The following is a 13,882-nucleotide window of genomic DNA, read 5'->3' on the forward strand; positions in this document are numbered from 1 at the left end:
TGGAGAGGTTATTTCTTCGCGGCAAGCGTGTCCGAGACGGTCTTGGCCAACTGATAAAGCCGCTGCTCGATTATCGTCGGCACGTCGCAGACATAGGTCAGGGACTGGGCGCGCTCCGTGAAGATCCGCGTCGCGAAAGTCAGTTGGTCGGTCCGCCGCTCGACGTCGTCCTGATCCGCGTCGGGCTTCGCGCGCAACGCATCGACATCGGAGGCTTGCTTGCGCAAGTCGGCGGCCATTTCGAGCTGCCTGTGGGCATAACGGGAAATGCCGGAAATCACATGCGAACGCTCGGCGTCCATGTGGTCGAACATGCCCTGCACGAGCATCGCCATTTTCGGTGCAAGCTGCTCGGCCGGCAGCGATGCCGCAAAATCCCTGATCTTCTTCTCTGCGTCGGCGATCGGCAGCCGCCGTGCCGCAACGTCCTCGACGAGGGCGGAAACCGAGGCGTCGTTTGACCAGTCCTTGGCCGAAGGCGGAAGGTCCGCTCCGTTCCAGACCTGGCCGAGCGACAATTGCGGCACCTTGCGCTGGACACACGGCCAGTCCGGATCGACGGTCGCCGCCTTGGCATTTGCGCCCGGCGCGAGCATGGCGACCACAACAAGGCCGCGAGCAAAGGCCAATCGCGTCATCAGGCATTTCCTCCCGTATCCTGCTTGCGGGTCATCAGGCCGCGTGAAGGGTCGTAGGCGATGATGGCTCCGGCCAGGAACAGCAGCGTGCATCCGGCGACGACGCCCAGCGACAGCCAATCGACCTGCCCGTAAAAGGCGAAGCGGATCAGTTCGACCGCGTAGGTGAACGGATTGACGACGCAGATCTTGTAGAGGAGAGGGCTGGCTTCCTGGATGCGCCACAACGGATACAGAGCCGGCGAGGCGAAATAGCCGGGGAATATGACGAAGTTCATGATGCCGGCGAAGTTCTCGAGCTGCTTGATCACCGAGGACAAAAGCATCCCGAGCGCGCAAAGCATCATGCCCGACAAAAACAACGCCGGCAGCACGAACAGGTAGCCGAGCGGCGGCGCCTTGACGCCCCAGAACCAGGCCACGATCAGGAACGCGTAGACCTGCGCGATCGAAACGGCGACGCCGGCGAGCATCTTCGACACCAACAGGAACCAGCGCGGAAACGGGCTGACGAGAAGGGTGCGCATATTGCCCATCTCGCGGTCGTAGACCATCGACAGCGATGACTGCATGCCCGAGAACAGAAGGATCATGCCGCACAGGCCGGGCGTGATGTAGACCTCGTAGAGGACGTAGGTCTTGTAGGGCGGGATGATCGAGACGCCGAGCACCTGGCGAAAGCCGGCGGCGAAGATGAACAGCCAGACGAGCGGCCTGACCAGCGAGGAGATGAAGCGCTCGCGTTGATGCAGGAAACGCAGGCACTCGCGCAGGACGACGCCCTTGAGGCAGATGAGATAGTGGCGCAGGCCGAACGCGCCGGACCTCACCGGCATGACGGAGGCGACCTTCTGCCGCATTGCGGAGGCGCTCACGGCGAGATCCCCGCAATGCCGGCCGCCTCTGCGCGGTTGAGCTTCGAGAAAGCGTCGCGGATCGAATCAGCGCCGTTGGCCTGGATGAGATCGGACACCGTGCCGCTGGCGACAAGGTTGCCCTGTCGCAACACGACGGCATGGTCGCCATCGTCGACTTCGTCGATCAGATGCGTGGCCCACAGAACGCCGATGCCTTCGGTTTCGACCAGCCTACGGATGGTGGCCAGGATGCCGGCGCGCGACTGGATGTCGAGGCCGACGGTCGCCTCGTCGAGCAGCAGCAGGGCGGGGCGATGCAGCAGCGCCCTGGCGATCTCGATCCGTCGCATCTGGCCGCCGGAGAGAGAGCGGGCCTTGTCATGCCCGCGGCCCCGCATGTCGACCGTTTCGAGCAGGGCCGCGATGCGCTGCCGGGCCTCGCGTGCGCCGATGCCGTGCAGCGAGGCGTGGTAGGAGAGGTTCTGGTGCACGCTGAGGTCAAGGTCGAGGGTGCGTGCCTGGAACACGATGCCGACACATCTGAGCGCTTCGCCGGAAGCGCGGCGGATGTCGTTGCCGAAGATGCGGATCGATCCGTGGCGCGTGTCGTAAAGGTGGCTGATCAGCGAGAACAAGGTTGTCTTGCCGGCGCCGTTGAGGCCGAGCAGAACGGTGAAAGTCGCCGGCGCGATCGAGAAGGACACGTTGTTCAGCGCCCGCTTGGGACCGTAGGAATGGCTGACACCGGCGACGTCGAGCGCCGCCACCTCATTTCCCGGTCCGCCTGTCCGTACATGCTGCACGCCGATCACCTTGTCCTCATCTGTGCCCGGTCCTCATTTGCCGTTTTCATTTGATCGTGATCTTTCCCTTGAGGCCCTTGTCGGCAAGGTCGGAGACGGACCAGGTGTATTCGCCGGGCCGCACGGTGTGGAACTGAACCAATATGGTTCCCGCATCGTCGAATTCGAGCCAGGCTGGTGCGCCGGCCATATGCACTTCGAGATCGTTTATGACGATCTGGTCGATCCAGACGTTTCGCCAGAGATCGGTCATGAACTTGTATTCGAAGCCGCCGTGAGACGTGATCTTCCAGCGGTAGCCCTGGCCGGCGACCAGTTCGAAATCCGCCCGGTTGACGTCGTAGCTGGATTTGTCCGAGCCCAGGACCAGCTCGGGGAGGTTCTTGCTCGATCGCGTCACCTTCAGCGCATTGTCGTCGGCACTGGCCGCGAGCGGAGCAACCGCCAGTCCAACCAGAACGGCGAAGGCAATCGTGCGGTTGATCGTCATGGAACGAACCTCCTGGCTTGCTTGGAGCATCGCTAGTTGGGCGATATGGCCACGCCCCACGGCTGCTGGCCGACGGTGAGCGACTGGACCGGTTCATCGGTCGCCGTGTCGATGAAGGTGATGTCGTTCGAGTTGCCGTTCGTGGTGATCAGCGTCTTCTGGTCGGGGGTGAAGGCCAGATGCCAGACGCGCTGGCCGACAAGGATGTATTTCTCCACTTCGTAGGTCTCGGTGTTGATCACCGCGACATGGTTTGCCGGACCGAGCGCGACATAGGCCTTCTTGCCGTCGGCGGTTATGGCGATGCCCACGGGTTGGATGGTTTCAGCCCGCAATCCATTGATCGCGAACTGGATTTTCTTCACGACCTGGCGCTTGGCGTTGTCGATGACGCTTACCGTGCCGCCGACCTCGGCGCTGACCCAGACCTGCGAGCCATCGGGCTTGAATTCGGCGAAGCGCGGGCGCGTGTCGACCAGCACGTTATCGGTCACCTCATGACTTTGCGTGTCGATGAAATGCGCCATGCTGGTGGTCTCGGAGGTGTTGACCATGGTCTTGCCGTCTGGGCTGACGCCCATGCCTTCCGGCTCGACGCCGACCGGGATCTCCGAGAGCACCGCCTTGCTCGCGACGTCGACGACAGTCACCAGATTGTCGTCCTCGTTGGCGATATAAAGCGTCTTGCCGTCGGGCGAGAGCACGAACAGTTCAGGGTCGGGCCCAGAGGGCAGCGTGCCCACGATTTCAAGGCTGGACGTATCGATGATCTGGACCGTGTCGTCGTCGCTGGCGCACAGGTAGACGAACTTGCCGTCGGGCGAGATCGTGATGCCGCGCGGCCGCTGGCCGACATCGACGGTCTTGATCACCTTCATCACCGCCGTGTCGATGACGGTCATGGTGTTGTCCTTCTCGTTGGAGACATAGGCCGTATAGGCCGATGCCGGACCGGTCATCAGACCGGCCGCGAGAATGGCTAGTGCACAAGTTCGTCCTTGCACCGAAACTCCTCCCGATTGCTTTCTACTTAAGGGCGCATTTGGTCTCCGGTTGGTCGACGCCGAGCGTGTCGAGCTCGGAAACCTGATGGAGATAGCCCTCCTGCGGCGAAGTCGAGACGACCGACTTGGCGTCGCTGAGCAGGATCGGCTGGCGCAGCTGGAGGTTCCATTTGCGGAAGGTCAGCTTCTGGCCCTTGAAGGCGGCGACCGAGAAATCATCCGAACGGATGTAGTCGCTGATTTTTTTGGGATCGTCGCCATTGGTGCGCGTGGTGGCTTCGCCGATGGCCCGCACGGCCGTCCAGGCCGACATGTCCTTGGACAACATTCGCCGGCCCGTGGTCCTCAGGAAGCGGCTTTGCATCTGGATGCCGCCCCATTGCTCGCTCGCGGGGTGCCATGACGATGCGACAAGTCCGGCCGTGCCCGCGACCGGCCGCGGCGTCCATGTGCGGTAGGGCACATAGGTTCCGAATACCTCGCTCTCGTCGGCGACCAGCACCACGTCGTGCTCAGGCAGGTCCTGCGTGAACACGGAAATCTGCTGCTGGATCTGCGTGGCGCCCGTATCGGTTCGCCTGGCGGTGCCGGTGTCCTTGAACTCCTTCTCCGCCACGATCTGGCCACCGAAACGGGCAGCCGCGCGGCGCAACGCATCGGCGTAGAGGTGGTCCTGCTCATGCGAACCGTAGAGCAGCACCCAGTTCGGCCATTTCTTCACCATGAGATACTGCGCCAGCGCGTCGGCCAGCATGCTGCGCGTCGGCGCGATGTGGAAGACGTTTATGCGGCAGTCCTCCTCGCGCAGGCTGTCGTCGGTGGCGCCGATGTTGAAGATCAGCACGCCCTTGTCGCGCGCGATGTCGGCGATGGATAGCAGCTGCTTGGCCGGGAGGTCCGCGACCACATAGCGGTCGCCCTTGGCGATCAGGTCGTCGAATGCCTGAACCGCATCGGCGTCCGGTTTTATTTCGGTGATGTCGAGGCTGAATTTCTGGCCGAGGAATGCTCCTGTCGTATTGTTGTCGCCAATCGCCACCTTGGCGCCGGCAACGCCCTCGTCCCTTGGCGGCAGGTCGAGCAGGGAAAGCGTCAGCTGCGGCGCGTATGCCCGCAAATAACCTATCTTGATTTCTGTGATCTTCTTTTCAGGCTTGGCCGCCGCGGCCGACTGCTTGCTCGCCGCTTCCTGGGCCGCCGCACCGGAAAAATTGGCGGCCAGGAAAAGGAAGCACAAAAAGGTCGTGAGAGTGCTCGGCACCGCGCTCGTCATCGAAAACATTACCCACTCTCGTGCCGAGTCCAACCCTATCGGACCAGCGCCAAGCCAAGGTGCCCGCGAAGAAATTAGCGGAAGTGTTGGATTTATCAAACCTTGTAAGCTGACCTGTCACTTCTGCTTTAGTCCTATTCGCCGCCGGGAAGGCGGCCGGCGATCAAGCGGAGCACGGCATGCCGAAACTGCGCGGAAAGCTTCCAATTGATCTGCGAGATCGAGCAACACGTCTACCGGACAGCCACTTTGAAGCGGCTGGAAGGGTGGGGGGACCTTGGTAGAATAGACTTATGAGGGAGACCGTTCGATTATCGCGACCTCACTACGGCTTGGAAACGGTATTTTTGTTGCCCGGCGGACTTCACGTCCGCTGGAACATGAAGTTTTTTCGACTGCCTTGGGAGGAAGTGCCTCATGAAAACGCGTGCCGCCGTTGCCGTTGCCGCCGGAAAGCCGCTTGAGATCATGGAGGTGGACCTTGAAGGTCCGCGCGAGGGCGAGGTGCTGGTCGAGGTGAAGGCGACCGGCATCTGCCATACCGACGAGTTCACGCTGTCTGGCGCCGATCCGGAAGGCCTGTTCCCGGCGATCCTGGGCCATGAGGGCGCCGGCATCGTCGTCGATGTCGGCAAGGGCGTGACCTCGGTCAGGAAGGGCGACCATGTCATCCCGCTCTACACGCCCGAATGCCGGCAGTGCCCGTCCTGCCTGTCGAGGAAGACCAATTTGTGCACCGCCATCCGCGCCACGCAGGGGCAAGGGTTGATGCCCGACGGTTCGTCGCGCTTCTCGCTCGGGGGCGAAAAACTGTTCCACTATATGGGCTGCTCGACCTTCTCCAACTTCACCGTGCTGCCCGAGATCGCGGTGGCCAAGGTCAATCCCGACGCCCCCTTCGACAAGATCTGCTATATCGGCTGCGGCGTGACCACCGGCATCGGCGCCGTCATCAACACGGCCAAGGTCGAGCAAGGGGCGACAGCGGTCGTGTTCGGCCTCGGCGGCATTGGCCTCAACGTCATCCAGGGGCTTCGCCTTGCCGGCGCCGACATGATCATCGGCGTCGATTTGAACAACGACAAGAAGGCCTGGGGCGAGAAGTTCGGCATGACGCATTTCGTCAATCCGAAGGAGATCGACGGCGACGTCGTGCCTTACCTGGTCAACATGACCAAGCGCGGCGCCGACCAGATCGGCGGCGCCGACTACACGTTCGACTGCACCGGCAACACCAAGGTGATGCGCCAGGCGCTGGAAGCCTCGCATCGCGGCTGGGGCAAGTCGGTCGTCATCGGCGTTGCCGGCGCCGGCCAGGAGATATCGACCCGTCCCTTCCAGTTGGTCACCGGCCGCAGCTGGATGGGCACCGCCTTCGGTGGCGCGCGCGGCCGCACCGATGTGCCCAGGATCGTCGACTGGTACATGGAGAAAAAGATCCAGATCGATCCGATGATCACCCACACGCTGAAGCTGGAGGACATCAACAAGGGTTTCGACCTCATGCATGAGGGCAAGTCGATCAGGAGTGTCGTGGTTTACTGAAGCAACCCACCGGGCCGCAGGCCGGAGTGCCGGCGACCCTTTTTTGTCAACATGGGAGGAAACAGGAATGGCCGAAAAACTGCATCACTCGATCGACAATGGCTTGCCGAAGGAAAGCGCATCCTTCTCCGGCGGCACGCTGGTCTGTCTTTGCACCTCGAAGCCGGTGAAGGTGAAGGTCAAGGGCCAGATCGCCCACAACCACGCCTGCGGCTGCACCAAGTGCTGGAAGCCGGAGGGCGCTGTGTTCTCGGTCGTGGCCGTTGCCGGCACGGGCGACGTCACCGTGACGGAGAACGGCGACAAGCTGAAGGTGGTCGATCCGGCAGCACTCATCCAGCGCCATGCCTGCACCGGCTGCGGCGTCCACATGTACGGCCCGGTCGAGCGCGACCATCCCTTCAAGGGCCTGTCCTTCATCCATCCCGAGCGCTTCGAGGAGGACGGCTGGTCGCCACCGGGCTTCACCGCCTTCGTCTCCTCGATCATCGAATCCGGGGTAGACCCGAAGCGGATGGACGGCATCCGCGCCCAGCTGAAGTCGATCGGGCTCGAGCCCTATGACTGCCTCAACCCCGGCCTGATGGACTACATCGCCACCTGGACGGCGAAAAAGTCGGGCGCCTTGGCGGCCTAGCCGCCGTGCCACGCCGCGGGGCGCGGCGTTTGCGCCGAAAATCTCGGGGATGCGGCCGATGAGGCCGCATCCCTCGCTGGCTCCTCGAAGCATCTGAATTTGCCATTCATCTTGGCGCTGCCGTCGATTTCCCCGGTGGCCCGAGAACGCCTCCGATTGGGCAAACCGTCCCACAAGATTCCTTTGATCAGCACGCCATCCACGGTCGTTGGCGCGTCTGCCGGCGCTATCGGAACCGCTGTCGCCTAGCGCCGCCGTTCAAGCTCATCAGCCGGGCTCAGCCCGCTGCTTCGGTTTCGGCGAAGCAAAGGACAGAAAAAGACTTCTTTTTGCGATCCGGCCCGGGTGCTCTCTTGCGGGCCTAGAACACGCTAGGCTCGCCTGGGAGGCGACGCATAACAAGAGAGCGGCTGCCAAAACGCCGCTTGGCATGGGCCGTTGAATGGGCCGATGCCGGCAACAGCCATGGGGAACCAAGACAATGAAGACATTCCGAAACTGCCTGATGACCGCGGTCAGCGCAGGCCTGCTGGGCCTGGGGCTTGCCGCTCCCGCCAATGCCGGCGCCATTCGCCTCGGCATGACAACCTGGGTAGGCTACGGGCCGCTGTTTCTTGCCCGTGACCTCGGCTACTTCAAGGAAGCCGGCGTCGACGTCGACCTGAAGGTCATTGAGGAATCGGCGCTTTACATGGCGGCGGTCGCCGGCGGCGACCTCGACGGCGCCGCCTCCACCGTCGACGAGCTGATGAAATACCGCTCCGACGACCTCTGCTTCAAATATGTCGTGGCGCTCGACGACAGCCATGGCGGCGACGGCGTCGTCACGCAGCCCGACGTCAAGTCGCTCAAGGACCTGAAGGGCCAGCAGGTGGCCTTGAACGAGGGCTCCATTTCCGAATTCTGGTTCAACGTGCTCCTGAAAAAGGAAGGCATGACCGAGGACGACGTCACCATCACCAACATGACCGCCGATGATGCCGCGACCGCCTTCATCGCCGGCCAGGTTCCGGCCGCGGTGACCTGGGAGCCGCATCTCACCGAAGTCCGCAAGGGCGGCAAGGGCAAGGTGCTGATCGATTCCACGGCCACGCCCGGCCTGATCGTCGATGTGATCGCGCTCAAATGCGACCTGATCGAGAAGCACCCCGAGGACGTGAAGGCTCTCATCAAGGGCTATTACAAGGCGGTCGACTACATCAAGACCAACCCGGACAAGGCCTATGAGATCATGGCCAAGGGCATTGGCGGCTATCTCGAGAAGCCGGAGGATTTCGCCGCCGGCGCCAAGGGCGTGCGCTACTACGACCGCGCCCGCAACCTGGAATTCTTCGGCACGCCGGAGAAGAGCGAAGCGGCCGACCTGGTGAACTTCGCGCAGGACATCTGGGGCAAGGCCGGCAAGCTCAAGATGACGATCGACTCGAAAACCATCCTCGACACCGATTTCATCAAGGAACAGTGAGCCTTCGGGATTGCCGGGGTTGGCCCATTCGGGCCAGCCCCGTTTTCTTGAAGCCAGGTTTTCGCGTTTGGATTCTACGGAGGCCATCCTATGGCACAGAGGCGAACGGCGTGGACGCGCCTGACGACCCCATTCGCCAACATCCCCGCCAGCACGGCAACCGCGCTTGCGCTGGCGATGTGGGTTGTCGTGATCGGCGGCTGGGCTTTGCTGTCCTATGGGCGCGTCGTGCCGAACATGTTTCTGCCGACACCTGGAACCGTGCTCGAGACGACCTATCGCATGTCGCTCGACGGCAGCCTTTTCTACCACACTTTGACAAGCGCCAAGGTGGTCATCCTGGGCTTCATCGTGTCGTCGGTGATTGCAGTGCCGCTGGGACTGTGGATGGGCACCTACCGGGCAGTGCAGGCGCCCCTGGAGCCGCTGGTCAACTTCATCCGCTATCTGCCCGTCACCTCCTTCGTGCCTCTGTTCATCCTGTGGATCGGCATCGGCATCGAGCAGCGCATAGCGGTCATCTTCTTCGGCACGTTCTTCCAGCAGCTGGTGATGATCTCCGACTGCGCCCGCAGCGTATCCAGGGATCTAGTCAACGCCTCCTACACGCTTGGCACCAAGCGCAGCGAAGCGGTGTGGCACGTCATTTTCCCTGCGGCACTTCCCGCGATCCTCGACACGCTTCGCGTCACCATGGGCTGGGCCTGGACCTATCTGGTCGTCGCCGAGCTCGTCGCCGCGTCGAGCGGCCTCGGCTATATCAGCCTCAAGGCGATGCGCGGCTTCCAGGTCGACGTGATCTTCATGGCGATCGCCGCGATCGGGCTTCTAGGCCTGATCACCGACACGGCATTCCGCATTCTCCGGGCAAGGGTTGCGCCATGGGCACCTTGATCTTGAACGCATCCTCGCAAACCGCAGCCGGATCAAGGGTAGTGATGACCGAAACCGTCAAGGCGAACAATTTGGACGGCATGGCCTCTGCCAATGTCGATGCGCGTGCCGCCGGGACCACGATGGCCATCGAGGACGTGACATTGCGCTATGGCGACGCCAACGGCGTCCTGGCGCTGGACGATGTGTCGCTGAAGGTGGCCAAGAACGAATTCTGCGTCATCGTCGGCCCTTCGGGATGCGGCAAATCCAGCCTGCTCTATCTCGCCGCCGGCCTCAACGACGCGACCTCGGGCAGCATCAAGGTCGACGGCAGGGAAGTGATCGAACCGGGTCCCGACAGGGGCATGGTGTTCCAGAGCTACACGCTGTTTCCCTGGCTCACGGTGCGCGCCAACATCGAATATGGGCCGAAGCGCAAGGGGCTGCCGGCGCAGCAGCGCAAGCAGATCGTCGACCAGTATCTGAACGAGGTTGGGCTCGCGCCCTTTGCCGACCATTACCCGGCGCAACTCTCAGGCGGCATGAAGCAGCGCGTGGCGATCGCGCGCGCCCTTGCCAACGATCCGGCCGTTCTCCTGATGGACGAGCCGTTCGGCGCGCTCGACAGCCAGACGCGTGGCACCATGCAGAAGCTGCTCCTGCGCGTCTGGGAGCGGCAGCAGAAGACGGTGCTGTTCGTCACCCACGATATCGACGAGGCGCTGGTGCTCGGCGACCGCGTGCTGGTGATGACGGCCCGGCCAGGCAAGATCAAGGCCGAGATCAAGGTCGACATCCCGCGGCCGCGCTCGATGGACGTCATCCTCGAGCCCGACTTCATCGCGCTCAAGCGCCGCATCCTCGGCCTCCTGCACGACGAGATCGACGAGGATCACTAAGAGCAATTCCGGATAAGTTGCTTAAGCGCAGTTCAGCGATGCCAAACGCTGAACTGCGCTAACGTTGAAGGGCCGAGGCGATCTCTACCGTTGGCCGCGATGTCCCGAGCCAAGGATCATTTCCGAAACCTTCTGGCCGATCATCATGCTCGGCGCGTTGGTGTTGCCGCCGATCAGCTTCGGCATGACCGAGGCGTCGGCGACCCGGAGCCCATCCAGGCCGCGCACCTTGAGCGTCGCCGGATCGACGACAGCCATGTCGTCCGTTCCCATCTTGCAGGTTCCCACCGGGTGATAGACGGTCAGCGCCTCGGCGCGCAGATAGGCCAGGATCTCGTCGTCGCTGTTTATATTCTTGCCCGGCAGCATCTCCTTGCCGCGCACCGCGTCGAACTCGGACGAGGCAAAAATCCGGCGCGCGATCTTGATGCCTTCGACCAACACCATGGCGTCGTCTTCATGGGTGAAGAAGCGGTGGTCGATCAGGACGTCGCGGCGGGAGCTGTCGCGCGACAGCCTGACCTCGCCCACGCTTTTCGGTCTCAGGACGCAGGTGTGAATAGCGTAGCCGTGGCCGTATTCGATGAGCCTGCCGCGATGGCTGCGATAACCCGGCACGAAATGGAACTGGATGTCGGGCAGGCTGTTCGCGTGCCTGGTCTTCGCAAAGCCGCCGGCTTCGACATAGTTGGTGGTGAGCATGCCCTTGCGGCGCGCGAAATACTGGAAGGGCGTGGCGGCGATACGGGGCAGGTTGGCGATCGACAGGCCGAGCGTCCTGGTACTCCTGGAGCGCACGGTGATCATGCCATCGATATGGTCCTGCAGGTTCTTGCCGACGCCTGGCAGGTCGAGGACCGGCGTGATGCCGATCTGCTTGAGCTCATCTGCCGGTCCGATGCCGGATGTCATCAGGATCTTGGGCGAGTTGATGGCGCCGGCCGAAAGTACGATCTCGCGGCTGGCCGAGAGCGTCTTCTGCTGGCCCTCGTGCCGCACGCGCATTCCCGTGGCGCGGCCCTCGGCGATGACGAGGTCGATCACCTCGCATTGGCTGAGCAGCGTCAGGTTCCTGCGATCGAGCACCGGGCGCATGAAGGCGCTGAAGCTGCTGAAGCGTTGTCCGCGGTTCTGCGTGACGTTGTAGATCCCGAGGCCGAACTGGCTTTCAGCATTGAAGTCGCTATTGGCGGGCAGGCCCGCGTTCCTGCCGGCCTTGACGAACATGCTTGAAAGCTCGTTCGGATCGCGCGGATTGTCGATCAGCAGCTCGCCGTCGCTGCCGTGATAGCGCGGGTCCTGGCCGAGCAGGTTGCGCTCCAGCTTCCTGAACACGGGCAGCACGTCGCGATAGGCCCAGCCGGCGCAGCCTAGCCCGGCCCATTCGTCATAGTCTTCGGAGGCGCCGCGGATATAGACCATCGAGTTGATCGAGCTCGATCCGCCCAGCGCCTTGCCGCGGTTGACCGGAATGCTGCGGTTGTTGAGATGCGGCTGCGGCACGCCGACGAAGCAATAGTCGTAGTTGGGGTTGCCGTAGAGCGAGAGGATGCCTGCCGGCACTTTGACGCGCAGGCTGTCGTCGCTGCCGCCGGCCTCGATCAGGCACACCTTGACCGACGGATCGGCGCTCAGCCGATTGGCGACCACGCAACCGGCCGAGCCGGCGCCGACGACGATGTAGTCAAATTCAGCCGCTTCCATCCACCCCCCCAAGACGCGGCCTCAAGCCGCGGGTTCTTCCCAGACAGATCTGCCGCCGACGATCGTCTTCAACACTTTGATGTCCGCGATTCTGTCCGGCTCGACCTGCAGCGGATCATCGGAAAGGACGATGAAGTCGGCGAGCTTCCCCGCCGCCAGACTGCCCTCGTCGTCTTCCCGATGGCCGGCAAAGGCCGCCCCCAGCGTATAGGCATGAAGCGCCTGCGCGACGCTGATCTTCTGCTGCGGGACCCAGCCGGTTTCCGGCCGGCGATCCCGGCTTTGTCGCAGCACTGCATTGCGTATGCCGACCAGCGGATTGAGGTCTACGATGGGCCAATCGGTTCCGAACGCGACGGCGCCTGAGGCATCGAGGATGGAGCGGACCGGAAAGGCCCGCGGCAAGGATGCAGAGCCGACGCGCACCTCCCAAATCCCTTCCATTCCAAGCCACTGGTCGCGTGGATAGATCATGGCGGGTTGGAAGCTCGCTATCGCCCCTATGTCGCGAAAACGCTCGATGTCGCGCGCGGTGGGTATTTCGCAATGCTCTACCCGCGGCCGGCACTGCCGCGAGCGTTGGCCATCCGCGGCATAGGCGTCGAGCGCCATTTCGATGGCGCCTGTGCCGATCGCGTGCGTCCAGACCTGAAAGCCTTCCTGCTGCGCGCGGCTGACGGCCGCGTTGTAGGCAGATGCCTTCCAAAGGCAGGTTCCCGTTTCGCCCGGTTTATCAGCATAGCCCTGGGGCATGAAGCCGGTGTGGGATTCCAGCACGCCGTCCAGGAAGAATTTGATGACGCGCCCGTCGAGAAAGTCAGGGTCGAGGTCATCCCTCCATCCGGACACGCGCGCAATCACCTCGTCGAGGCTCGAATCCGGATTTACGATGCTCGAAAGCGTGAACCGCAGGGTCAATTCGCCCTTCGCCAATATCTCCGCCAGCGAGGGGACAGCTTCGTCATCCATCCCTGCGCTCTGGACCCGCGACAGTCCCAGACGGTTTGCTTCCTTGGTGGCGGAGATCAGCGCCGATCGCAGATCCGATTGCGAGGATTGGGGGATCAGCGCTTCGAACTTGGACCACGCTTTCTCCTTCAACCACCCGGTCGGCTCACCGCTCGCATCTCTCACGATCTCGCCGCCTTCGGGGTCGGCCGTGTCCCGCGTGATGCCGGCAAGTGCCAGCGCCTTGCTGTTCACCCACGCGGCGTGAGCCATGCCCGAGCGGAAGAAAACCGGGCGATCGGCAACAACCTGGTCGAGAAGCGATTTGTGGAAGCCGCCTTCGGCGAGGTCGGGGTAGCCGTAGCTGAATTCGCTGCCCACGATCCATTCGCGGTCGGGATAGGCCTGCGAATAGGCCTTCAACCGGGCAAGCACGTCGCCAAAGGTCTTTGCCTCGCGCAGCCGCACTTCATCGAGATATTTGCTTCCCCAGGCGAAATGGACGTGGGCGTCGATGAAGGCCGGCATGGCGAACCGGCCCTGGAGATCGACGATTTCGGCGTCCTTGGATGCTTGCGCCCTGACGGAGGAAGAAGAGCCGACAGCCACGATGCGCTCGCCGCGAACCAGCATCGCCTCGGCAACGGGGTTCGCCGCATCGACCGTGTATAGCGCGCCGTTCGCGTAAAGGGTCTCTCGCGCCATTTCACTCTCAGCGATCGTAAACTCTGATGCGGGTGACG

The 13,882-nt window shown here is 62.8% G+C and carries 13 protein-coding genes; 5 read left to right on the plus strand and 8 right to left on the minus strand.

The annotated features are described in order from the left end of the window. Positions 1-8 precede the first annotated feature (8 nt). The 6 genes from LB572_RS07815 to LB572_RS07840 all read right to left on the minus strand — a co-directional run bounded on the left by LB572_RS07815 (position 9) and on the right by LB572_RS07840 (position 5,065). A complete protein-coding gene (locus tag LB572_RS07815; protein WP_224667308.1) occupies positions 9-638 on the minus strand; it encodes a hypothetical protein in 630 nt (209 codons plus the stop codon). Continuing rightward, positions 638-1,474 (minus strand): ABC transporter permease, encoded by an 837-nt coding sequence (locus LB572_RS07820; protein ID WP_224667343.1) that lies wholly within the window; start codon positions 1,472-1,474, stop codon positions 638-640. The genes LB572_RS07815 and LB572_RS07820 overlap by 1 nt, the downstream gene beginning before the upstream one ends. Before the next feature lie 35 nt (positions 1,475-1,509). Then, complete coding sequence (locus tag LB572_RS07825; protein ID WP_224667344.1) at positions 1,510-2,298, minus strand: ATP-binding cassette domain-containing protein; 789 nt, start codon at positions 2,296-2,298, stop codon at positions 1,510-1,512. Between the two features lie 46 nt (positions 2,299-2,344). Beyond that, positions 2,345-2,788: a hypothetical protein gene (locus tag LB572_RS07830; protein ID WP_140804819.1), complete on the minus strand. Its 444-nt coding sequence runs from the start codon at positions 2,786-2,788 to the stop codon at positions 2,345-2,347. Between the two features lie 32 nt (positions 2,789-2,820). Then, on the minus strand, positions 2,821-3,747 hold the full coding sequence (locus LB572_RS07835; protein WP_181179461.1) for a YVTN family beta-propeller repeat protein: 927 nt from the start codon (positions 3,745-3,747) through the stop codon (positions 2,821-2,823). Positions 3,748-3,814: 67 nt separating this feature from the next. Next, complete coding sequence (locus LB572_RS07840) at positions 3,815-5,065, minus strand: ABC transporter substrate-binding protein (protein WP_224667345.1); 1,251 nt, start codon at positions 5,063-5,065, stop codon at positions 3,815-3,817. Positions 5,066-5,482: 417 nt separating this feature from the next. Between LB572_RS07840 and LB572_RS07845 the strand changes: the two genes are divergently transcribed. The 5 genes from LB572_RS07845 (at position 5,483) to LB572_RS07865 (ending at position 10,487) form a co-directional block, all read left to right on the plus strand. Further along, positions 5,483-6,610, plus strand: coding sequence for an S-(hydroxymethyl)glutathione dehydrogenase/class III alcohol dehydrogenase (locus tag LB572_RS07845; RefSeq protein ID WP_224667309.1), 1,128 nt, complete (start codon positions 5,483-5,485; stop codon positions 6,608-6,610). Positions 6,611-6,677: 67 nt separating this feature from the next. After that, the gene (gfa, locus tag LB572_RS07850) at positions 6,678-7,247 is read left to right on the plus strand and encodes an S-(hydroxymethyl)glutathione synthase (protein WP_224667310.1); all 570 of its coding nucleotides are present in this window, start codon (positions 6,678-6,680) and stop codon (positions 7,245-7,247) included. A gap of 481 nt (positions 7,248-7,728) precedes the next feature. After that, positions 7,729-8,712, plus strand: coding sequence for an ABC transporter substrate-binding protein (locus LB572_RS07855; RefSeq protein ID WP_140806973.1), 984 nt, complete (start codon positions 7,729-7,731; stop codon positions 8,710-8,712). Positions 8,713-8,802: 90 nt separating this feature from the next. Continuing rightward, on the plus strand, positions 8,803-9,606 hold the full coding sequence (locus LB572_RS07860; RefSeq protein WP_140806972.1) for an ABC transporter permease: 804 nt from the start codon (positions 8,803-8,805) through the stop codon (positions 9,604-9,606). 80 nt (positions 9,607-9,686) lie between these two features. Further along, entirely contained in the window at positions 9,687-10,487 is an 801-nt protein-coding gene (locus LB572_RS07865; protein ID WP_412033545.1) for an ABC transporter ATP-binding protein, read from the plus strand. Positions 10,488-10,571: 84 nt separating this feature from the next. On the opposite strand, the gene LB572_RS07870 is transcribed toward LB572_RS07865, so the two are convergent. Then, a complete protein-coding gene (locus LB572_RS07870) occupies positions 10,572-12,191 on the minus strand; it encodes a GMC family oxidoreductase (protein ID WP_224667311.1) in 1,620 nt (539 codons plus the stop codon). A 21-nt stretch (positions 12,192-12,212) separates the two neighbouring features. After that, positions 12,213-13,844 (minus strand): amidohydrolase, encoded by a 1,632-nt coding sequence (locus LB572_RS07875; RefSeq protein ID WP_224667312.1) that lies wholly within the window; start codon positions 13,842-13,844, stop codon positions 12,213-12,215. Positions 13,845-13,882 lie beyond the last annotated feature (38 nt).

Source organism: Mesorhizobium sp. BH1-1-5 (genome assembly GCF_020165615.1).
Classification (GTDB): domain Bacteria; phylum Pseudomonadota; class Alphaproteobacteria; order Rhizobiales; family Rhizobiaceae; genus Mesorhizobium.